Source organism: Dyella sp., from assembly GCF_035685885.1.
Taxonomy (GTDB): domain Bacteria; phylum Pseudomonadota; class Gammaproteobacteria; order Xanthomonadales; family Rhodanobacteraceae; genus Dyella.
Genome location: NZ_DASRZX010000113.1, coordinates 71,228 through 93,194 on the forward strand (window position 1 = coordinate 71,228; position 21,967 = coordinate 93,194).

A 21,967-nucleotide genomic window follows, 5' to 3' on the forward strand; every position below is an offset into this window, starting at 1 on the left:
CAGGCCGGGGAACCCGTGTCGCGCACGCCCCACTCGGACGATCTAGGGATCCCGGGCCGGTGGTGCCTCGCCGGTGAGCGGCGGCGTGGCGGGAGCAACGGGCACGTCCTTTTTCTCGATCACGGGTTTGTCCCACGGGCCCGTGATCCTGTAGCGGGCGCTGGCGGCGTGGTTGATGCCCTTGCCCAGCAGCCCCTGCGCCACGAAACCGGCGGCCACGCCGATGGGGCCGCCGACGACGGCACCCACGATGGGAAGGCTGTTGCCCGCGTGCGGCACCGCAACCACCTGCAAGTCGTAATCCTTCGCGCGCACGCCCGTGCGGCCCTGGATGGAAATCTCGGCGGCAGGACTGCGGATTTGCAGGTTGTCGGTGTTGGCGTTGCCGTCGCCAAGCTTGAAATCGCCCACGATGGCGTCGAACGCCAGGCCTTTGCCGAACACGTCGCCGAAATCGAACGACAGGCGACGCGGCAGCTCCAGCACGGATATGAGGCCGAATAGGCGCGCCACGCCCGGTGTCACCTCGGGCATGCGGCCATCGGTGATGTTGATGCTGAGCTTGCCATCCATGTTGCCCAGCTCCATCGCCGACGGTGCGCCCGGCCACGTGGCATCGAGCTGCGCGCGCACCTTGCCGCCCGCGAGCAAACCGTCGTAGCCGAAGGCGCCGAGCATGTCGCCCATGTTCTGCGCGACGAAATCGATGCGCATGTGGGAATGGCTGTCGCTCGGCGTGCCGTCCCAGTCGCCGGTGCCATTGATCTGCACGCTGCGCGAGAGCGTGCGCAGCTGGTCGACGTGCATGCCATGGTCGGTGGGCCACGTTTCCAGCCGCGCCTCGCCGAGTTTGGAGTCGCCGAAACGCAGATCGCTCACCCACAGGTGAAACGGTGGCAGCGCCGATGGCGTGATGCCGGTGACAGCCGGATTGGATGGTGGCGTGTTCGGATTTTCGGACCCGCCAGTCGATGCCGTCGCCGCCGGCGTGCTCGCGACTGCAGTCGGCACCGCGCCCTTCTTCGCCGGCGCCGGAGCATCCTTGGGCCAATACAGGCGTTGCAGGCGCGCAGTGACGCCACGGCGATTGAGATCGGCCAGCGGAATGCCAAAGCGACCCGCCAGGCCCGCGCTGTCCACGTCGACGGTGAGTCCATCCGTACCCGACGTGGCGAGCAGATGCATGTCGGCAAATGGATGGCCAAACACCAGTGCCTGGTCGGCGTTGACGTCGATGCTCTCGAGCCCCGGACCGCCATTGCTGCTGCCGGAGGAGGCGTACTGGGTCCATCCCGTCACGTCGAGCTTCGCGGGACGGCCGCGGATCCGGATGCCCTTGTCGGGAACGGTGTCGGGCGCCTTGGTACCAAATGCAAACGTGGCCGCCAGCGACTGGCTGTCATTCTGCGGCAGGCGCAGGCGCGCACGCACGACCTGGCCCACGCTGAGCTGCACTTCGCTGCCGGTCATCGGCAGATTCATGTCCACATGCAATGGCAGCGTTGCGTCTGCAGGCTTCTTCAGTGGCACCGGGAAATCCAGCGTCATACCGCTCAACGTGGAATCCACGCTCAACTGCTGCGTGGTCGCCGCCGTGCCGCTGGTGTGCGCGATATCGAAACCGATGTTGAAGTCACTTCGACCATCAGCCACCTGATTCAACCAGTCCAGCTGTTTGTAACCCGTGGTCAGCTCGCTCATGCTGTAGCGACCGCTCAGGCGTGCAGACAACAGGGTGTCCGGTTTGCCCGTGGCACCGGCAATGGCGAGATCGAGTCTGGACGGCTGTCCGCGAAAACTCGTATCCAGCGGCCCTGCGTGGAAACCTGTCTTGTCGAACGTCGCCGGACCGGTGAGCTTGTCCAGCTTGAGGTTCCACTCGGGCGCGTCGAAATCCACGCCCTTCATGTCGGCATGGCCGTCGAGTACCAGGTTGCTGGCGTCAGCCAAGGGCAGCGACAGATGGAAGCCGAATGCACCGGTGCCCCCGAGCCGGATCTTGGACAGCGTATCGGCCTGGTGCACGCCGATGGGACTGCGCCGCACGAACTCCAGCATGCTCGCGCCCGTGCCGCTGCCACTGGCATTGAGATCGAGCACGGCATTGCCGAACTCCGGGATGAGCGCAACCGCGTGCTCGACTTTGTTGCCCAGCGACTGTCCCGTGGTTGCTTCGACAAGCATGCCGTTGTTGACGAAGTTGGCAATCGCGCTCACGCCCTCGGCGCGCGGCCAGTCCTTGCTGTAGTCCATCACCAGTTCGCTGATTTCCGCGCGCGCCTCGAAGCGACCTTCATTGTGATGAAACGGCCAATCATTGAGATCGCCGCGCACCACGACATCGCCGTGGTCGACCTTGCCACTGATCAGCGCCTGGTCCAGCCATTGCACGGCGACGGGCGACATGGAGTCGATCGGCCAGAACAGCTTGGCGGCGACCACCTCGGCGTGCGTCACGGTGGCATAGAGGTCCATGAAGGGACGACCACCGGCATCGGGCAGCGCCACTTCGCCGCGCGCCTTGCCACCAAAGCCCGCTCCCTCGAAAACCAGCTGGTCGGTGCCGATGTGCCAGGCGTCCTCGTCGTGCCAGAACGAAACGTCGCCACCCAGCCGCGACATCACGAACGGTTGCCGGAACGTGTGGGGAAAACGCAGCGTGGTGACCTGATTGGGCAGCGAGAGCGCCATTGCCTGCGCATCGCCGCGGAATTCGCCCTTGAGGCCATCCAGGCCCGGCAGCTTGCCGACCGGATCGATCGCCACGCCGCTGAACGCGGCATCGAGTTGCTGCAACCCGCCGCTGCGCGTCCACTGCAGCTGCGCACGCGTTACCTGGCCGCGTGGCTTGCCACCACCGACCCATTGCGCCAGCGCCGGCGATAGCTGCGGTTTGAGTGCCAGCCAGGGCACCAGCGGTTCCAACTGGAGGTGCTCGGCCGTCGCCTGGACCTGGGCCTGGTCGGTGTTGATGCCCTGCACGGTGGCGTCGAGCCGGCTGCCGTCATCGCCCAGCCAGCGCAGTCGATAACTATCCTTGCCGATCGCCAGCTCGGCCAGACCGTCCAGCGCGGGAACACTGGCCTTGATCCCGTCAGGATTGGCGACGGCAAGCTGCGTGAGATGGAAATGCGTGAGGCTGCGGACGACCTTGGCATCGCGCCAATCCAGCCAGGTATCGAACGAGCCGCCGCCACTTTCGGCCGTATAGCCGTCCAGATCGACACCCGCCGACATGGCGTGCAGGTCCATGCCGGTGCCGCCCAGCCACAGCTTGCCATCGGCGCCGTCGTCGCTGAAATTACCGGCGCCGCGCAGCTCGCCCGGCGCGCCCTCGCGACGCAACAGTGCGCCGACGCGAATCCGGCTGCCTTGCCGGCTCAGGCGCAGCTGATCGGCGAGCAGCGTGTAATGGCGATCGAGCCGATGATCGGTGATCTCCAGCCGCGTATCGCGCAGCCAGAGGCCCACCGACAATTTGCCGAACGCCGGTGCCTGGCGCTCCTCGCCTCCCGCCAGGCCAATGCCGTTGATGTGCCAGGTGCCATCGCTATCGCGGCTCAGGTCCAGCTGCAGACCCTTCACGCGCAGGTTCACCACATGGCGCGCCGGCAGCAGCCAGCCGCCGAAATCGAGCTTGAGCTCAGCCTCGGGAATGCGCAGCGGCGGCTGGCCGTCGTCCGCGCCGATGGTCATGCCGTGCATGACGAACAGCGGGCCCGCCGGTTGCCAATGGCCTTCCAGCGCCTCGAACTGCACCGGACGCTGCAGCCGCGCGCTGAGCTGCGCAGCCACCCATTCGGGGTGATGCGCCAGCGAAGGCAGCAGCAGTTGTGTCACGGCCATGAGCACCGCCAGTGAAATCACGGCAATGCCTGACACCCAGGCCAGTACCCGGGCGCCACGATGCGTATGTTTGCGCCAGACGGCGTTCACGGCCCCGCTCACGCTGCGGCTCGCCCGGCGGCCGTCAGGCCCAGGCGCTTATAGCAACACCACATCGAACTGTTCCTGCGAATAATGCTCTTCGGCCTGAAAGCGTATGCTTTTGGAGATGAACTCTTCCAATTCGGCCACCGCGGCGGACTCTTCCTCCAGGATGCGGCCGACCACCTTCGGGCTGGCCATCACCAGCAGCTTCTCGGTGTTGAACTGCCGGACGGCCCGGGTGATCTCCCGGAAGATCTCGTAGGTCACCGTTTCGGCCGTCTTCACCGTGCCGCGCCCGCCGCAGGACGGGCACGGCTCGCACAACTGGCGCTCCAGGCTCTCGGTGGTGCGCTTGCGGGTCATTTCCACCAGCCCCAGCGCCGACATCGGGTACACCGTGGTCTTGGCGTGATCGCGCGCCAAGCCTTTTTCCAGCATGCGCAGCACCTGACGGCGATGTTCCTCATCGGTCATGTCGATGAAGTCGATGATGATGATGCCGCCCAGGTTGCGCAGCCGCAGCTGCCGCGCCGCCGCCTGCGCCGCCTCCAGGTTGGTGCGGTAGACAGTTTCCTCCAGGTTGCGCGAACCGACGTAGCCGCCGGTGTTCACGTCGATGGTGGTCATCGCCTCGGTCTGGTCGACGATGAGGTAGCCGCCGGATTTCAGCGGCACTTCCTTCTTCAATGCGCGCTGGATCTCGTCTTCCACACCGTAGAGATCGAAGATGGGGCGTTCGCCGCTGTAGTGCTCCACGCGGTCGTCCAGCTGCGGCATGAACTTGTGCACGAACTTCACGACCTTGTCGAAGGTTTCGCGCGAATCCACGCGCACCTTCTCGATGTCGTCGTTGAGCATGTCGCGCAGACTGCGCAGGGGCAGCGAGAGTTCTTCGTACACGCGCTCGCCCACCTTGGACTTGGCGATGTTCTCCTGCACCACGCGCCATACCTTGCCCAGGTAGGTGACATCAAAAGCCAGCGACTCGGCGGTCTGGCCTTCGGCATTGGTGCGCACGATGTAGCCCAGCGGGTTCTCGCCGATGAGCGCGCCCAGCACTTCCTTCAGTCGCTGGCGCTCTTCCTCCTCCTCGATGCGCGCGGAAATGCCCAGTGTGCGGGCGTGCGGCAACAGCACCAGGTAGCGCGAGGGAATCGACAGGTGCGTGGACAGACGCGCGCCCTTGGTGCCGATCGGGTCCTTCACCACCTGCACCACGATCTCCTGGCCTTCATGTACCAGTTCGCTGATCGACGGCACGTGGCCATTGCCCGTGGCAGGCAGCTCGGTGCCTTCGGCCGACGGCGGCAAGGATGGGCGCAGGATGTCCGAGGCGTGCAGGAACGCCGCACGCTCCAGCCCGATGTCCACGAACACGGCCTGCATGCCGGGCATCACGCGCTGCACGCGGCCCTTGTACACATTGCCCACGTAGCCGCGCCGGGACGCCCGCTCCACGTGCACCTCCTGCAACATGCCGTTTTCCACCACACCGACGCGAGTCTCGCGCGGGGTCACGTTGATCAGGATCTCTTCGCTCACGGGTACTCCCTTCGATGGCAATCTTTATAGCGGCAGTACGCGCAACCTGTCGATGCGTGTCTGTACACACGGACATCGATTTCGGCGAGGCCGCCAACTGGCGCGCACAATCGCAGGGAAACACGACATTTGATGTACCGGACAGTCTTTCATTCCGGGAGTTGCATGGGCCCGGGGTATGCTGCGCCGATGCCCGATCCGATTCTTCCCGACCTGTTGCAACCCGGGCTGCGCCTGGTGTTCTGCGGTACCGCTGCCGGCCGGCGTTCGGCGCAGGAGGGTGCGTACTACGCGCATCCGGGCAACCTGTTCTGGCGGGCGCTGCATGCGGTGGCGCTGACGCCCCGACTGTTCGCCCCGCTGGAGTTTCCGCTGCTGCCGGCGCTGGGCATCGGACTGACCGACCTTGCCAAGCACCACATGGGTAACGACGACGAGTTGCCACGCGATGCCTTCGACGTGGATGCGCTGCGTGCGCGCATCGCGAGCCACGCACCCCGCATGCTGGCTTTCACCAGCAAGGCGGCCGCGCGCGCAGCGCTGGGGCGACCGGCGGCCTATGGCCTGCAGCCTGAACGCATCGGCGAGACGCGCCTGTTTGTGCTGCCGTCGCCATCGGGCCAGGCGCGCGGGCACTGGGATCTCGAACCATGGCACGCGTTGGCTTCCTGCGTGCGCGACGTCTGAGCTCGCCGATCAGGTCGATGGCGGCCCGCCACCCAGGTAATTCACCAGCCCTTCGGCCACATGCTCGAACAGCCGCCGCACGCGCAGGCTCTGCCGCAGGTCCTCGTGCATGACCACCCAGGTTTCCAGCGGTATGGCCAGTTCATCGGCAAGCAGGTGCACCAGTTGGGGATCTCGGCGCGCCAGGTTCACCTGCATGATGCCGAGACCGTAACCGGCACGTATGGCGGCCAGCGCGGCTAGGTCGCTGTCCGTGCGCAACGAGAAACGCTCACGCACGTAAGGCAGGCCATCGGCGCGCATGCGACGGATATAGGGCATCTCGGTATCGAAGCCGATCAGGCTGTGGTCGGCCAGCTCGGCCAGCAACGAGGGGCGTCCATGGGCCTCCAGATAGCGCCGATGAGCGAACAGGCCCAAGGCCACGCTACCCAGGCGCCGGGCGACCAGCGCCTCCTGCGTGGGCTGGACCATGCGCACGGCGATGTCGGCATCCCGCCTCAACAGGTCGGCGGATGCGTTGGACAGCACCAGCTCGATCACGATGCGCGGATGTCGCTCGCGGAACGCGGCGAGGATGGGCGGCAGCACTTCCGCGCCGATCACCTCACTCGCCGTGATGCGCACCGTGCCGCTCACCTCGCCCCGGCCGGCCGAGGCGGTGCGCTGCAATGCAGCGGAGGCGGACGCCATGGCCTGGGCGTGTGGCACGAGCTCTCGCGCCAGCGGCGTCGGCACCAGCCCCTGCGGCGAGCGGGCAAACAAGGCCGTGCCCAGGGCGGTTTCCAGTTCCCGCATGTGACGGCCGAGGCTAGGTTGGGTCATGCCCAGCGCCCGGGCGGCGGCCGACAGGCTTCCTTCGCGCATGACCGCGAGAAAGGATCGGTAAAGCTCCCAGCCGGGATCCACGAATGCCATGCATATTTGTATAGCAGACGTTCGACATTAAGCAATTTTCTTTTATCCGACCCCACGGCACGCTGTCGCCAACTTCCACGGAGACAGCTCCATGACCTCGACGACACAGCGGATAGCCCTGGTGATCGGCGCCAACGGTGGCATCGGCCATGAGACCTGCATCGCCCTGCGACGCCATGGCTGGCACGTACGCGCCCTGGTGCGCAAACCGCCCGTCAACAGCGCGGACGGTATCGAATGGCTGCAAGGCGATGCCATGCGGGTCGACGACGTGCGCCGCGCTGCGGCTGGCGTGCAGGTGATCGTCCATGCGGTGAACCCGCCCGGCTATCGGAACTGGGGTGGGCTCGTGCTGCCGATGCTGGACAACACCCTTGCCGCGGCCCGCGAGCAAGGCGCGCGCATCGTGCTGCCGGGCACGATCTACAACTACGGACCGGATGCCTTCCCCATGCTCACCGAGGCATCGCCGCAACATCCGGCCACGCGCAAGGGCGACATCCGCGCGGAGATGGAACGGCGACTGCAGGACGCGGCCGCCGAAGGCGTGCGCACGCTGGTGCTCCGTTGCGGCGATTTCTTCGGGCCGCGCGGTGGCAACAACTGGTTCGGACAGGGACTGGTGTCTTCCGGGAAGCCCGTGCGGCGCGTGCAATATCCCGGTCAGTACGCCGTGGAGCACAGCTGGGCTTACCTGCCCGACGTGGCCGAAACGATGGCGCGGCTGCTGGAGCGCGAGGCGGAACTGGCGGCGTTCGACACGTTCCACTTCGGCGGCTACTGCATCGATGGCCATGCCATGCTCGCCGCCATTCGCCAGGCGGCCGACGACCCCACCATCACGGCAGGACATTTCCCCTGGTGGCTGGCGCGCCTCGCCTCACCCTTCAACGAAACGCTGCGCGAACTGTGCCGCATGCGCTACCTGTGGCAAGCGCCCGTACGGCTGGACGACGGCAAGCTGCGCGCCTTCCTGGGCGATTCGCTCTACACGCCACTGGAAGACGCCATCCATGTAGCCCTGGAAGGCGCCGGCTGCCTGCCCTCCCCGGCCGCCAGAGCCATGCCGGCCGCGTGATGCATGCCATTCAGTCGATCGGCGTATGGCGGTTCTCGATGACGTCGCGCGCCATCACCAGCGACGCATGGTTGGACCACGACTGACGGATATAGGTGACGACCGCCGCCACATCGCTGTCGCTGAGCTGCTGTGCGAACGGCGGCATCGAATACGGCCGCGGGTTGCCCTGCGTTGCCGGTGCAAAACCGCCAAGCAGCACGATGCGAATGGCGTTGATTCCGCTCGGTTCATTCACCGAGGAGTTGCCGTTCAACGGCGGATACACCCCAGGAACGCCATTGCCGTCCCTGCCGTGGCAATCCGCGCAGCGTTCCGCATAAACCTTGGCGCCCTGGGCAAGCACGGGCTTGGTATCGAGCGGCGATGTCTCCACGACCGCAGGTGCCCGCGCCGGCAGTGATTGCAGGTAGGTGGCGATGGCGCGCAGATCGTCATCGTGCATGTGCTGCGTGCTCTGCGACACCACGTCGGCCATCGGGCCAAACGCGGTACCGCGTGTCGACTGTCCGGTCTTCAGCAGATCCACGATGTCCTGTTCGCTCCAGCCCGCCAGCCCACCGTTGGCCTGCGTGCTGAGATCGGGCGCGTACCAGTTCTGCGCCGGGATCTGGCCGCCCGACAGCGATGGATTGCTTTTGGAACCGCCGAGCGAATCGCGTGGCGCGTGGCATTCATTGCAATGGCCAAGGCCCTGCACGAGGTAGGCGCCGCGGTTCCATGCCGCCGATTTCGACGAATCCGGCACGTACTCGCCTTCCTTGAAATAAAGCGCGCGCCACGCCTTCAGGCTGTTACGCACGCTGTAGGGGAACTCCAGGCCGATCGGCTTCGCCGGTTGGTGCACGGCAGGCAGCGATTGCAGGTAGGCAAAGATCGCCAGCGCGTCGTCGCGCGTCACCTTGGTGAACGATGTGTAGGAAAACACCGGGTAAAGCAGTTCCCCATGGCGCCCGCGCCCGCTGTGCAGTGCTTGCCAGAAATCCTCGAAGCGCCATTCGCCCAAACCGGTCTCACGATCCGGCGTGATGTTGGGCGCCGGAATGTTGCCGAATGGCGTCGGCAAGACGCGTCCACCGGCAAAGCGCGCGCCGCCCTGCGCGGTGTGGCACGACGCGCAATCGCCTGCCAGCGTGAGGTACTCGCCCTTGGCGACAAGCGACGGGTCTTTCAACGCCGCCGCGTCCAAGCGGTTTGCCGACGGCGACACCGGCGAAGGCATTTCGGTGCGCAGCAGCCACCAGCCGGCCAGCGCCAGCAGCAGGACAACAACGACCAACAGCACCCGTTTCATGCGCCGTCTCCCTTGTCGCCCAGTACGCCGCAATGCAACGGTGGCGTGACCGAACCGGCCGGCTGCGCGTGCATGTCCGCCGGCAGCTCACGCCCCGCAAGCCACGCCGAGACGGCGCTGATGTCCGATTCGCTCAGCCGGTTGGCAATCTCGGACATGCAGTCGGGCGCCACCGTGGCGCGCGTCTTGGTTCGCCACGAGCCCAGCTGCGAACTGATGTAGTCGTACGGCAAGCCCACCAGCCCCGGAATATCCGGCTGCACGCCGGTGAGCTGGCTGCCGTGGCAGGCGGCACAAGGGGGAATCTGGCGGGAGGGATCGCCGTGCGTCGCCAGTTCCTCACCACGCTTCAATGCCGAAGCGGGCAGCCTGGGCATCGGCGAACGCGCATACGGGACGTCCTGCGAAGAGAAGTATTCGGCGATCTCGCGCATGTATGCCGGTGTCAGCGGGCGAACGGTGTACTCCATGGGACCGTACTTGCGCAGGCCGTCCTGGAAATCTTTCAGCTGACGCGCGAGATAGCCGACCGGCTTGCCGGCGAGGCGCGGAAAGAACCCGCTTTCGGGCGTGCCTTCGCCGTGCACGCCATGGCAGGCGGTGCAGGCGGCAATGCGCTGCTGCAGCGTGTCGGGAATGGGCGGATGCGGCGGCGCTTCCTGCGCGTGGGCGCCCAACGATGCGACAACGGCCCACACCATCAAGGCACCGACCCGCCCCCTGGCTGGCCGCAGCTTGGCTGAGAGCGCTTTCATCCTGTTCCCCGGTAAGCCTGGTGCGCCGCCGTCATGACAGTGCGGCAACAGCGTGCATCCATTATAGGCAGCACCCCACGTCGGACCACGGCAAACTCCGATACGCTGCGGTTTTGCGACATCATGTCGCACAAACTTGTCCCAAGGAGCTGCCGTGTTGCGTCGTCCGCTTTCGTACGCCGTGCTTGCCCTGCTGCTTGCCAGCCCATCGCTGTGGGCAGCCGATGCTGCCGACAACAGCTACGCCTCCGTGGCCACCCTGCAGCAGCGCATGGACAAGGGAACACTGAGCAGCCGCGCGCTGGCGCAGGAATTCCTGGAACGCATCCGGCACATCGATCAGGCGGGCCCATCGTTGGCCGCCGTGCTGGAAACCAACCCCGATGCGCTGTCGATCGCCGGCAAACTGGACGATCAGCGCAAGCACACGCGCAAGCGCAGCCCGCTGTACGGCATTCCCGTGCTGGTGAAGGACAACATCGATACCGGCGACCGCATGCTCACCACCGCCGGTTCGCTTGCGATGATGGACGCTCCGGCGTCGCGCGATGCCAGCCTGGTTGAACGCCTGCGCAAGGGTGGCGCGGTGATCCTCGGCAAGACCAACCTCAGCGAATGGGCCAACATCCGCTCCAGCCACGCCAGCAGTGGCTGGAGCGGGCGCGGCGGACAGACGCGCAATCCTTACGCGCTCGACCGCAACCCCTGCGGATCGAGCGCCGGCTCCGGCGCGGCGGTCGCGGCCGGCCTGGTCACGGTGGCCATCGGCACAGAAACCGACGGGTCGATCATCTGCCCGGCCGCTGCCAACGGCATCGTGGGTATCAAGCCAACGCTGGGACTGGTGAGCCGCAGCGGCATCGTGCCGATCAGCCACAGCCAGGACACCGCCGGCCCCATGGCACGCAGCGTGGCGGATGCCGCCGCGGTGCTCACGGTCATCGCCGGCAGCGATCCGCGCGACGCGGCCACGGTGGATGCAGACCGCCACGCCACCGACTACACGCGATTCCTCAATGCGAACGGCCTGCACGGCAAGCGCATCGGCGTCGTGCGCCAGCTCGGCGGCGCGGAGCCGAATGCCGACCGCATCCTCGATGAGTCCATCGCACTGATGAAGGCACACGGCGCGATCATCGTGGACCCGGTGGAACTGCCGCACCTGAAGGAACTTGGCGACGTCGAAATGACCGTGCTGATGTACGAGTTCAAGCACGACATCAACACCTACCTGGCAACGCGCCCGGAGCTCAAGGTGAAGACACTTGCCGACCTCATCGCATTCAACCAGCGTGAGTCCGCCAGGGAAATGCCCTGGTTCGGGCAAGAGCTGTTCGAGCAGGCACAAGCCAAGGGCGCATTGAGCGATGAGGCTTACACCACCGCGTTGGCCAAGGCGAAGCAGCTGTCGGGCCCGGATGGCATTGACGCCGCCATGAAGGCGCATCACCTGGACGCTCTGTTGGCGCCCTCATGGGGACCGACCTTCGTGACCGATCCCGTGCTGGGCGACCATGTGGTGAGCGGCGATCCCACCGTGGGCGGGCCCTCGCAGCCGGCGGCGATGGCGGGCTATCCGTCCATTACCGTCCCGGCGGGTTTCGCGCACGACCTGCCGGTGGGCATCGTGTTCTTCGGGTCTCGGTGGAGCGAGCCGACGTTGATCTCGATCGCCTATGGCTTCGAACAGCACGCCAGGGCCTGGCGCGCTCCCGCCTTCCTCGACAAGGTGGGCGGAAAAGCGATACCGCCAGCGCCCTAGGCCGTCACCGGGCGCGCGTAGGACATCGGCAATTCGGCCATGCCGATGCGCAGGGCGTCATGCAGCAACAGCGTGACGCCAAGCCGGCCATCATCCTCGCGCTCGTGCACCATGCCACCGTAGATCTGCGCGCGTTCGCGCACCGTGGCCATGCCTTGGCCGTCCGTCCCCAAAAGGGAGATCAGCTGACGCCATTCCGGCACAGGCCTTCCACGCTGCACGTGTGCGGCACGGCTCGCCGTGACACGCAACACCACCCAGCGCCGGCCGCCCGTTATGCCGCCGCGAATCTGCAGGCGGATATGGCGCACAGGCTCCTTCGCCAGCAGGTAAACCAACACCTCGCAGGCCTGGCGATAAAGCATCATGTGGACGTCCGGTGCCAGCAGATTGAGGCCACACCCGGAAATTTCGCAGCGGTAGCCAGCACCCACCAGTGCGGCCGCCTGCGCCAGCGGGCCATCCTCGAAGGTCGCCGTCAGGCCACGCTCGCGCCAGGAGCGCGGATGCAGCGCATTGGCCAGCCGCTGCACTTCGCGCTGCGTGAGATCCAGCTGCCGGTTGTAGGCCTGCTCCATGTTGGCCGGCATCAGGGGACGAAGCCGGTTGATCATGTTTACCTGGCCTTCGCGAAGCGTGTGCCCCAGCCGATCAAGCGATTCGGCGACATGGCGCAACCGCTGTTCTTCCTGGTAAAGACCCTGCTGGGCGAGGCGGAATCCCTGCAGCATTTCGTCCGCATCATGGGTCCGTACGTCGACACGCCTGGGCGCCAGCTGCAATCGGCCACCGAGCATCAGCAAGGTGGACAGGGCGAACGCGACCAGGGCTTGGGCCTGCATCAACGCCGGGTCACTGATCACCGTCAGGGTCAGCTGTACTGACACGCTGGCCAGCGTGCCTGCCACTGCAGCACCCCGCCACCCATGCCTCAGGGTCATCCATGCGACGGGCAGGAATACTGCCATTCGCGCGACTTCCGTCAATTCGGGATCTTGGCTGTGCAAACTCAGCCATGCCAGCAACAGCAACGGCGGCACGACGCCAGCAAAGAGATTGCGGACAAATCCATCGCGTATGGCGGCGCGCCAGCTCTCGGCCCAGTTCCGGTTTCCCGCGGCGGTAATCAGAGCGAGGAACGCAGGGGCCAGCGTCAACGCTCCCAGGTAGCCTCCCAGGAAGTAATTCCACGCGATTTGCCAAGTAATTACCGGGGCAGGTGGCATTCGCATCACCGCAAGCACGGCAAGGCTGGCCAGCGCGCTCACCGTGGCGGCAATGAGCACATAGATCAGGATCGAGGTGATATCCGGCTTGCCGTCGCGCAGCCAGGGCAAACGACGTCGCGCAAAGGCAAATAGGGGGGCGGTCAGCAGAAGCGGCGGCGGAAAGGTCAGCAGGACCGCCCAAGGCCAACCGAAATCGCCGTGATATTCCCAGCCGGAAAAGGCCAATGGAACCATTTCGCCAACCACCATGGCCGGCAAGTAGCGATAGGGAACCAGTAATAGGCACAGTACCCGCAAGCCGGACGAGAGATTCCAGTGGGACACGGAAATACTTCGCAGCAGCAAGTAGCACGTCGCATAAGCGACAGCGACAGCAAGCTGGCGAAGTAACAATGGGATTTGCGCCTGCCTGCCGGCGACGCCCATCCATCTGCTTGACCTGATCACGACCGGAACTACACCCCTGTAGGAAGGTGAGCGTCTCCGGACTCATCTCCGGAACGACTCACGCCATCGCTATTTTGTGGGGACATTTCATCACATATTCATCACAGGCTCATCTTCTTTCGAAACTCCCCCACAGACCGGGCAAGAAAAAGCCCGGCTGAGGGCCGGGCTTAGGACGAGGCGAGGTACGGGATATCTCAAATGCCCAGTGACCCGGTGGATTTCCGCACGATCAGCATGGCCAGCTCCAGCGACTGCTCGTAGTTGAGCCGGGGATCGACCATCGACTTGTAGGCGCGATCGAGATCGGCCTCACTGAGGTCCCGGGCGCCGCCCATGCATTCGGTGACGTCCTCGCCGGTCAGCTCCAGGTGCACGCCACCCAGGCGCGTACCCGCGGCCGCATGGATGTCGAAGGCCTGGTCCAACTCGCCTCGGATATTGTCGAAACGGCGGGTCTTGTAGCCGTTGGAGGTAGCCTCGGTGTTGCCGTGCATCGGATCGGCGACCCACAGCACGCGGCGCCCCTCTCGCTTCACCGCGTCCAGCAGGCGCGGCAACGCCTGTCCGATCTGCGTGCTCCCCATCCGATGGATCAGCGTAAGCCGGCCCGGCTCGTCTTCGGGATTCAATGCGTCGACCAGCGGTAACAGCTGATCCGGCGTCACCGACGGCCCTACCTTTACGGCGATCGGGTTGCGGATGCCGCGGAAATACTCCACGTGTGCCCCGTCCAGCGCCGCCGTGCGCATGCCGATCCACGGGAAATGCGTGGAAAGATTGAACCAACCCTGGTGACGCGGCACCTGGCGGGTCAACGCTTCCTCGTACTGCAGCAGCAACGCCTCGTGGGAGGTGAAGAAGTCCACCCGCGAGAAGCCCGCGATCGGACCGGCGAGCGTTTCCATAAACCGCAATGAGTCGCCAATGGCCTTCACCATGCGCCGGTACTCGGCGGCCAGCGGCGAGTGCTCCACCCAGGCCAGATCCCAGTACTCCGGGTGGTGAAGATCGGCGAAGCCGCCATCGATCAGCGCGCGCACGAAATTCATGGTCAACGCGGAGTGCGAATGCGCGGCAATCAGTCGCTGCGGATCCGCACGACGCGCTTCAGGCGTGAACTCCGGGCTGTTGACTAGGTCGCCGCGGAAACTGGGCAGGGTCACGCCATCACGCGTCTCGGTGTCGGCAGAGCGCGGCTTGGCGTATTGCCCGGCAAAGCGGCCGACGCGAAGCACCGGCTTCTTCAGCCCGTGCACCAGCACCAGGCTCATCTGCAGCAGCACCTTGAGGCGATTGGAGATGATGGGACTGGTGCAGTCGGCAAAGCTCTCCGCGCAATCGCCGCCCTGAAGCAGGAACCGCTTTCCTTCCTGCGCCTCGGCCAACGCGTGCTTGAGCGCCAGCACTTCCCAGGATGTGACCAGGGGTGGCAACGCAGCCAGCTGCCCGGTAGCGCGCGCCAGCTCGGCGGCATCTTCATAGGTAGGCTGCTGCAGCGCCTGGCGTCGCTGCCAGCTGCCAGGTGCCCAGGCGGCATCGCTTTCGGGGTTGACGGGTATCGCGTGTGACATGGGAACCAGACTCAAGCGCGCTTGCGCAAGGCGGCGCAGAGCGCGAACACCGCCAGAAGAACAAACCACAGCAGCGTCCAGGCGGGCATGGGAAGCCCAAATACCGGCTCGATCTTGGCGCACTCACCCGAGCCCGTGAATACCATCTTTAGCACCTTTGCGAAGGGGAACGTATCCATCATGTAGCCGAGATTCGGCCCGCAGGCAGGGACCTGATCCGCCGGCAAGGTCTGCAACCACAGATGCCGCGCTGCCGTGGCGATACCACCCGCCGCACCGAGCAATACGCCAGAGGTATACACCCAACGCGCGCCGCTGCGCGGGGCGTGCAGGCCACCGAGCAGGAAGAACACACCCATCACCATGAAGGCAATGCGCTGGAAGATGCACAGAGGGCACGGCACCATGCCCAGCACGTGCTCCGCATAAAGCGCATAACCCAGCAAGGCCGCACAAAGGAAGAAGCCGACGAGATAGGTGGTGCGGTACGACCAGCGAAATGGATTCATGATTCGACTTTGCTGCGTTGCGAAAGCGGGACATTACCCGCTCGCCCCCACTCTGTCAGCCCTGCCGAACTATCCGCCTTGCCCCATCGACACGCCTGGCGCTCCACGTCGTTCGCCTGCGCGCTCCAAACTTCGCCATGACCTGTTGCAGGAGCGTACCCAGTGCGCGACCGCCACGCCAAACATCGCGATGATGTTTCGGGCAATCAAATCGCCCCACATGAGGCCTCAACACAAACGGCCCCGCCTGTAGGCGCCAGTGTCGCTCCAGGACAGCCGAGCCCCCACTCCGCTGGCGCTGCCCGGCCTGCACGCGAGCCCACCACACGAAGGCCGACACGCCACAAACCCACTCCCTCCGAAACGCAAAAAACCCCGGCAGGTCACCCTGCCGGGGTTTCACGAAACGCTTGCCTGGTACCGATTACTCGGCAGCGGCCTCGGCCTTCTGCGGGCGATCAACCAGCTCGACGTACGCCATCGGCGCGTTGTCGCCCGGGCGGAAGCCGGCCTTGAGGATACGCAGGTAACCGCCGGGACGCTCGCGGTAACGGGGGCCCAGCTCGATGAACAGCTTGCCCACCGCTTCCTTGTCGCGCAGACGTGCGAAAGCGAGACGACGATTGGCGACGCCATCGGCCTTGGCGAGCGTGATGAGCGGCTCGGCAACGCGACGGAGTTCCTTCGCCTTGGGAAGGGTGGTGCGGATCAGCTCGTGCTTGAACAGCGACGACGCCATGTTCTTGAACATGGCTTCGCGGTGGCTGCTCGTGCGGTTGAGCTTGCGACCGGATTTCTGGTGGCGCATGGCAATACTCTCTATGTCTGTTGTTATGAAAAGCCGGCGGTTAGGTCCGACTTCCCGCGGTTACCCGCTGATGAAGCCCTTCGTGAAACGGGCTCTTGTTGAGCAAGACGGCCAGAGCGGCCGTTTCAGGCGTCTGCAAAATCCGAGGCGAAACACACTCGTCAGACGGCCAATACCAAGCGACCAAGACGATCGCCCGAAAAACCTGCGGCCCCGAAGGGCCGTTTTGGAAGTTGGCGACTCTACCGAGGCATGCCGCCAACTACCGATACAACAGGCGACCGCGAACGGTCGCCTTGAAACATCATCCCAGCTGCATGCCGTGCGACAAGCCCGGCGGCGGCCAGTTTTCGAGCTTCATGCCCAGGGCGAGGCCACGACCACCAAGGACGTCCTTGATTTCGGTCAGCGACTTCTTGCCCAGGTTTGGCGTCTTGAGCAGCTCCACTTCGGTCTTCTGAACCAGATCACCGATGTAGTAGATGCTCTCGGCCTTCAGGCAGTTGGCCGAACGCACGGTGAGCTCCAGATCGTCGATCGGACGCAGCAGCAGCGGATCGAAACCGCCCTTCTCTGCCTTGTCCGTGGCGCTCTCGCGACGCGAGAAATCGCCAAACACCGACAGCTGATCGTTGAGGATTTCGGCGGCCTTGCGAACCGCGTCTTCCGCTCCGATGGTACCGTTGGTCTCGATGTCCAGCACGAGCTTGTCGAGGTTGGTGCGCTGCTCGACACGAGCCGCGTCAACTTCGTAGGCCACGCGAAGCACCGGCGCGAACGACGCGTCGAGCTGCAGGCGACCGATCGGACGCGCTTCATCATCCGGATGCTGGCGCGCGCTGGCCGGCTGGTAGCCGACGCCACGACGCACCTTCAGGCGCATGTTGAGGGCGATGTCCTTGGTCAGGTGGCAGATCACGTGCTCGGGGTTGATGATTTCCACCGAGTGGTCGACAACGATGTCGCCGGCCGTGACCACGCCCTTGCCCTTCTTGGACAAGGTCAGGGTGACTTCATCACCCGTGTGCTGGCGAATCGCCACGTCCTTGAGGTTCAGCAGGACTTCGATCACGTCCTCCTGCAGACCCTCAAGGGTGGTGTACTCGTGCAGCACGCCATCAATTTCCACCTCGACGATGGCTGAGCCAGGGATCGAGGAGAGCAGCACGCGACGCAGCGCGTTGCCCAGAGTGTGGCCGAAGCCACGCTCGAGCGGCTCCACCACCACCTTGGCACGGTTGGCACCGAGCTGCTCGACGCTGAGGCCGCGAGGCCGCAGCACGCTAGTTGACGAAACTGCCATGCAGGGCTCCGGTTGATTACTTCGAGTAGAGCTCGACGATCAGGCTCTCGTTGATGTCGGTCGGCAGGTCGCCGCGGTCCGGCATCGCCTTGAACGTACCTTCGAACTTCTTGCTGTCGACTTCGACCCACTGCGGACGCAGGTCCATGGTGTCGAACACGGTCGCCGCTTCCTGCACGCGCAGCTGAGCGCGAGCGCGCTCCGTAAGGGCAACCACGTCGCCCGAACGGACCTGGTACGACGGAATGTTCACCTTCTTGCCGTTGACCAGCACAGCCTTGTGGCTGACCAGCTGACGGGCCTGGGCGCGGGTGACCGCAAAACCCATGCGGTAGACGACGTTGTCCAGACGGCTTTCGAGCAGGCGCAGCAGGTTCTCACCGGTGTTGCCCTTGAGGGTCGACGCCTTGGTGTAGTAGTTGCTGAACTGACGCTCGAGCACGCCGTAGATACGCTTGACCTTCTGCTTTTCGCGCAGCTGGTTGGCGTAGTCGGACATGCGCATGCGCTTGTTGGCGCCATGCTGGCCGGGCTTGTTTTCCAGCTTGCACTTCGAGTCAAGCGCACGCGCCGGGCTCTTCAGGCTGAGATCTGCACCCTCACGACGGGCGAGTTTGCAGGTAGCTCCACGATAACGGGCCATGGGTATGCTCCTTAGACTCGACGCTTCTTGGGGGGACGGCAGCCGTTGTGCGGAATCGGCGTGACGTCGATGATGTTGAGGACCTTGTAGCCGAGTGCGTTCAGCGAACGCACGGCCGACTCGCGGCCCGGGCCCGGGCCCTTGATGCGGACTTCCACGGTCTTCACGCCGTAGTCGCCAGCAGCGCGGCCGGCCTTTTCGGCGGCCACCTGGGCAGCGAACGGGGTCGACTTGCGCGAACCGCGGAAACCCGCGCCGCCGGCAGTCGCCCACGACAGGGCATTGCCCTGGCGATCGGTGATGGTGACGATGGTGTTGTTGAAGGAGGCTTGCACGTGAGCCACGGCATCCGTGACAACGCGCTTGATCTTCTTCTTGGTCTTGACAGGCTTAGCCATGTTCGGAATCCGTTACTTCTTGATGGCGCGACGCGGACCCTTGCGGGTGCGTGCGTTGGTACGCGTGCGCTGGCCGCGCACCGGCAGGCCACGGCGATGACGCAGGCCGCGGTAGCAACCCAGATCCATCAGACGCTTGATGGCGATACCCACCTCACGGCGCAGATCACCTTCGACGACGTACTTACCGATTTCGTGGCGAAGCTTTTCAACTTCACCTTCACTCAGGGACTTGATCTGCGTGGTGGGAACCACGCCTGCGTCCGCGCAGACCTTCTTGGCCCGGCTGCGGCCGATCCCGTAAATGCTCTGCAGGCCAACCCAGACATGCTTCTGGACCGGCAAATTGACACCCGCGATGCGCGCCATGATGTACTTTCTCCGATGCGTTTCGTGCGCGGTAAACGCGCAATTCTAACTGTAAATAACCCAACAGGAAAGCCCTGCGGCACCAGGGGTGCCGCTGCCCTCCGATCCGGACCAACTTCCTACCACCCCAGCAGCCATCAGTTGCGGCGGAGGTTGGCCTTCTTGAGCAGACTTTCGTACTGGTGACTGACCAAGTGCGCCTGCACCTGGGCAGTGAAATCCATCACCACAACCACCACGATCAGCAGAGAGGTGCCGCCGAAGTAGAACGGGACGTGCCACGCCTTTTGCATAAACGAGGGAACCAGACAGACCAGCACCAGGTAGAGGGCGCCGACACCGGTCAGACGGGTCATCACGTTATCGATGTAATCAGCCGTCGAACGGCCAGGGCGGATACCCGGAATCAAGGCGCCGGAGCGCTTGAGGTTGTCCGCCGTCTCCTGGGAGTTGAACACGATCGCCGTATAGAAGAAGGCGAACGTGATCACCAGCACCGCGAAGACGATGTCATACAAGGGCTCACCCGGGGTCAGTGCCTGGGTCAGCTCGGTCAGCCAGCGCGACTGATGACCCTGGCCGAACCACGTTGCTGCGGTGGCCGGGAACATCAGCAGGCTCGACGCGAAGATCGGCGGGATCACGCCCGACATGTTGATCTTCAGCGGCAAGTGCGACGTCTGGTTCATGTAGGCCCGCTGCCCGCCGGAACGCCGCGCGTAATTCACGGTGATGCGCCGCTGGGCGCGCTCCATGAACACTACGAACGCCGTTACCGCGAGGATCAGGCCTACCACCATGATCATCTTGATCACGGAAAGCTCGCCATTGCTGGCCATGGTCAGCGTATGCGCGACGGCGCCCGGCAGACCGGCGACGATACCCGCGAAGATCAGCAGCGAAATACCGTTGCCGATGCCGCGCTCGGTGATCTGCTCGCCCAGCCACATCAGGAACATCGTGCCAGCCGTGAGGCCGACGATCGACGCCATGATGAAACCGGCGCCCGGGGTGTACACCACCGGTGCTCCGCCCAAGGCGACCTGCTTCTGCAAGGCCACCGCGATACCGAACGCCTGGAAGGCAGCCAGACCCACCGTGCCGAAGCGCGTGTAAGTGGTCATCTTGCGACGACCAGACTCACCTTCCTTGCGCAGCGCCTGCAGGCTCGGGATCACCGAACCCATCATCTGCACCACGATCGATGCAGAGATGTACGGCACCACGCCGAGCGCGAACACCGAGAAACGTGCCAGCGAGCCACCCGAGAACATGTTGAACATGTTCATCAGGCCGCCGCCCTGCTCGATCAGGTTCGTCATGGCTTCCGGGTTGACGCCCGGAACCGGGATGAAGGAACCAAGACGGAAGACGATCAGCGCACCAATCACGAAGAAGATGCGCTGACGCAGTTCCGTCAGCTTGCCGAGCGATCCGAGCGATGTGCCCTGGGCTGACGCCACTTCGATTACTCCACGCTGCCGCCGGCAGCTTCGATCGCTGCCTTGGCGCCGGCCGTAGCCAGCACGCCCGAGAGCTTCACGGCGCGGCCGATCTCGCCCTTGAGGACAACCTTGACCTTCTTGGCGTGGCTGTCGATCAGACCGGCCTGGTGCAGCGCGATCGTGTCGATCACGTCAGCCTTGAGCGTGGCCAGCTGATACAGGAACACTTCCTGGCTTTCTTTCTTCTTCAGCGAACGGAAGCCAACCTTCGGCAGGCGACGCTGCAGCGGCATCTGACCGCCTTCGAAACCGTACTTGTGGGTGCCGCCCGCGCGAGCGTGCTGACCCTTGTGACCGCGACCGGCGGTCTTGCCCAGGCCCGAACCGATACCGCGACCCACGCGAAGGCGGGTCTTGCGGGAACCGGCGGCCGGCTTGATGTCGTTAAGACGCATGGTGATTACTCCTCAACCCGCACGAGGTAATAGACCGTGTTGATCAGGCCGCGAACCTGCGGGCTGTCCTTCAATTCACGGACGTCATTGAGCTTGCTCAGGCCGAGCGCCTTCACGCTCAGGCGATGGCGGCTCTGCACACCGCGCAGGCCCTTGACCAGGCGCACGCGCACGGTGGCGGCGGTTTCGTTGTTCTTAGCCATTGCCCAGCACCTCTTCCAGCGTCTTGCCACGCTTGGCAGCGATCTGCTTCGGCGAGGCAACGGCCTGCAGGCCCTTGATGGTTGCACGCACCAAGTTGATCGGGTTGCGCGAACCGACGGCCTTGGCCAGCACGTTCTTCACGCCAACCACTTCGAGCACAGCGCGCATGGCGCCGCCGGCGATCACGCCGGTACCTTCGGAAGCAGGCTGCATGAACACACGAGCCGCGCCGTGGTTGGCCTTGATGGCGTACCACAGAGTGCCGTTGTTCAGATCGATGGTCACCATTTGACGACGGGCGCGCTCCATGGCCTTGGAGATGGCGACCGGCACTTCACGCGCCTTGCCATAACCAAAACCCACGCGGCCTTCGCCGTCGCCGACCACGGTCAGCGCGGTGAAACTCATCTGGCGGCCACCCTTGACGGTCTTGGCCACGCGGTTGACGGCAATCAGCTTTTCGAGCAGGCCGTCTGAATTTTCGCGATCGTTAGAAGACATGTTCTTTTCCGTATGCCCGGCGAACCGGGACTTTGCTTGCGGCTGAGCCGCTTGGAGTTGTAGGTACTACTTGCTGGCTTCAAGTGCCGGATTCCTCCGGCACCTGAAACCGACCG

Annotated in this window: 20 protein-coding genes; 3 read left to right on the forward strand and 17 right to left on the reverse strand. The window is 64.7% G+C overall.

All coding sequences use genetic code 11. From position 1 onward, the window contains the following. Positions 1-42 precede the first annotated feature (42 nt). Positions 43-3,936 carry a YhdP family protein gene (locus tag VFG49_RS13515; RefSeq protein WP_324861331.1) on the reverse strand — a complete coding sequence of 1,298 codons (3,894 nt, stop codon included), beginning with the start codon at positions 3,934-3,936 and terminating at the stop codon, positions 43-45. A gap of 48 nt (positions 3,937-3,984) precedes the next feature. Then, positions 3,985-5,472 (reverse strand): ribonuclease G, encoded by a 1,488-nt coding sequence (rng, locus tag VFG49_RS13520; protein WP_324861333.1) that lies wholly within the window; start codon positions 5,470-5,472, stop codon positions 3,985-3,987. A 165-nt stretch (positions 5,473-5,637) separates the two neighbouring features. Here rng and VFG49_RS13525 point away from each other — a divergent pair, with 165 nt between their 5' ends. Beyond that, positions 5,638-6,159 (forward strand): mismatch-specific DNA-glycosylase, encoded by a 522-nt coding sequence (locus tag VFG49_RS13525; protein WP_324861335.1) that lies wholly within the window; start codon positions 5,638-5,640, stop codon positions 6,157-6,159. 9 nt (positions 6,160-6,168) lie between these two features. Here VFG49_RS13525 and VFG49_RS13530 read toward each other — a convergent pair whose 3' ends face one another. Continuing rightward, on the reverse strand, positions 6,169-7,077 hold the full coding sequence (locus VFG49_RS13530; protein ID WP_324861338.1) for a LysR family transcriptional regulator: 909 nt from the start codon (positions 7,075-7,077) through the stop codon (positions 6,169-6,171). Positions 7,078-7,168: 91 nt separating this feature from the next. Between VFG49_RS13530 and VFG49_RS13535 the strand changes: the two genes are divergently transcribed. Continuing rightward, positions 7,169-8,155: an NAD-dependent epimerase/dehydratase family protein gene (locus tag VFG49_RS13535; protein WP_324861340.1), complete on the forward strand. Its 987-nt coding sequence runs from the start codon at positions 7,169-7,171 to the stop codon at positions 8,153-8,155. Between the two features lie 10 nt (positions 8,156-8,165). Here VFG49_RS13535 and VFG49_RS13540 read toward each other — a convergent pair whose 3' ends face one another. Next, on the reverse strand, positions 8,166-9,449 hold the full coding sequence (locus tag VFG49_RS13540) for a cytochrome c (protein ID WP_324861342.1): 1,284 nt from the start codon (positions 9,447-9,449) through the stop codon (positions 8,166-8,168). Further along, complete coding sequence (locus VFG49_RS13545) at positions 9,446-10,150, reverse strand: c-type cytochrome (protein WP_324861406.1); 705 nt, start codon at positions 10,148-10,150, stop codon at positions 9,446-9,448. Before VFG49_RS13545 ends, VFG49_RS13540 begins: the two co-directional genes overlap by 4 nt. A gap of 208 nt (positions 10,151-10,358) precedes the next feature. On the opposite strand from VFG49_RS13545, the gene VFG49_RS13550 reads away from it, so the two are divergent. Beyond that, on the forward strand, positions 10,359-11,966 hold the full coding sequence (locus tag VFG49_RS13550) for an amidase (protein WP_324861344.1): 1,608 nt from the start codon (positions 10,359-10,361) through the stop codon (positions 11,964-11,966). Here VFG49_RS13550 and VFG49_RS13555 read toward each other — a convergent pair. The 12 genes from VFG49_RS13555 to rpsE form a co-directional block, all read right to left on the reverse strand. Then, positions 11,963-13,621, reverse strand: coding sequence for an MASE1 domain-containing protein (locus VFG49_RS13555; RefSeq protein WP_324861346.1), 1,659 nt, complete (start codon positions 13,619-13,621; stop codon positions 11,963-11,965). The genes VFG49_RS13550 and VFG49_RS13555 overlap by 4 nt on opposite strands. Positions 13,622-13,839: 218 nt before the next feature. Beyond that, positions 13,840-15,216, reverse strand: a complete 1,377-nt coding sequence (locus tag VFG49_RS13560) for a class II 3-deoxy-7-phosphoheptulonate synthase (protein WP_324861350.1) — start codon at positions 15,214-15,216, stop codon at positions 13,840-13,842. 11 nt (positions 15,217-15,227) lie between these two features. Further along, a complete protein-coding gene (locus VFG49_RS13565) occupies positions 15,228-15,725 on the reverse strand; it encodes a disulfide bond formation protein B (protein ID WP_324861352.1) in 498 nt (165 codons plus the stop codon). Positions 15,726-16,149: 424 nt separating this feature from the next. Continuing rightward, positions 16,150-16,533 (reverse strand): 50S ribosomal protein L17, encoded by a 384-nt coding sequence (rplQ, locus tag VFG49_RS13570; protein WP_324861354.1) that lies wholly within the window; start codon positions 16,531-16,533, stop codon positions 16,150-16,152. 304 nt (positions 16,534-16,837) lie between these two features. Continuing rightward, the gene (locus tag VFG49_RS13575; RefSeq protein ID WP_114825381.1) at positions 16,838-17,836 is read right to left on the reverse strand and encodes a DNA-directed RNA polymerase subunit alpha; all 999 of its coding nucleotides are present in this window, start codon (positions 17,834-17,836) and stop codon (positions 16,838-16,840) included. A gap of 16 nt (positions 17,837-17,852) precedes the next feature. Next, positions 17,853-18,479: a 30S ribosomal protein S4 gene (gene rpsD / locus VFG49_RS13580; RefSeq protein WP_324861358.1), complete on the reverse strand. Its 627-nt coding sequence runs from the start codon at positions 18,477-18,479 to the stop codon at positions 17,853-17,855. Between the two features lie 11 nt (positions 18,480-18,490). Beyond that, entirely contained in the window at positions 18,491-18,877 is a 387-nt protein-coding gene (rpsK, locus tag VFG49_RS13585; RefSeq protein WP_007513384.1) for a 30S ribosomal protein S11, read from the reverse strand. A gap of 12 nt (positions 18,878-18,889) precedes the next feature. Continuing rightward, positions 18,890-19,246 carry a 30S ribosomal protein S13 gene (rpsM, locus tag VFG49_RS13590; RefSeq protein ID WP_019464879.1) on the reverse strand — a complete coding sequence of 119 codons (357 nt, stop codon included), beginning with the start codon at positions 19,244-19,246 and terminating at the stop codon, positions 18,890-18,892. Positions 19,247-19,383: 137 nt separating this feature from the next. After that, complete coding sequence (secY, locus tag VFG49_RS13595; protein ID WP_324861368.1) at positions 19,384-20,709, reverse strand: preprotein translocase subunit SecY; 1,326 nt, start codon at positions 20,707-20,709, stop codon at positions 19,384-19,386. Between the two features lie 5 nt (positions 20,710-20,714). Then, complete coding sequence (gene rplO / locus VFG49_RS13600; protein ID WP_199045596.1) at positions 20,715-21,152, reverse strand: 50S ribosomal protein L15; 438 nt, start codon at positions 21,150-21,152, stop codon at positions 20,715-20,717. Beyond that, positions 21,152-21,349 carry a 50S ribosomal protein L30 gene (rpmD, locus tag VFG49_RS13605; RefSeq protein ID WP_046972898.1) on the reverse strand — a complete coding sequence of 66 codons (198 nt, stop codon included), beginning with the start codon at positions 21,347-21,349 and terminating at the stop codon, positions 21,152-21,154. The genes rplO and rpmD overlap by 1 nt, the downstream gene beginning before the upstream one ends. After that, the gene (gene rpsE, locus VFG49_RS13610; RefSeq protein ID WP_324861372.1) at positions 21,342-21,851 is read right to left on the reverse strand and encodes a 30S ribosomal protein S5; all 510 of its coding nucleotides are present in this window, start codon (positions 21,849-21,851) and stop codon (positions 21,342-21,344) included. Before rpsE ends, rpmD begins: the two co-directional genes overlap by 8 nt. Positions 21,852-21,967 lie beyond the last annotated feature (116 nt).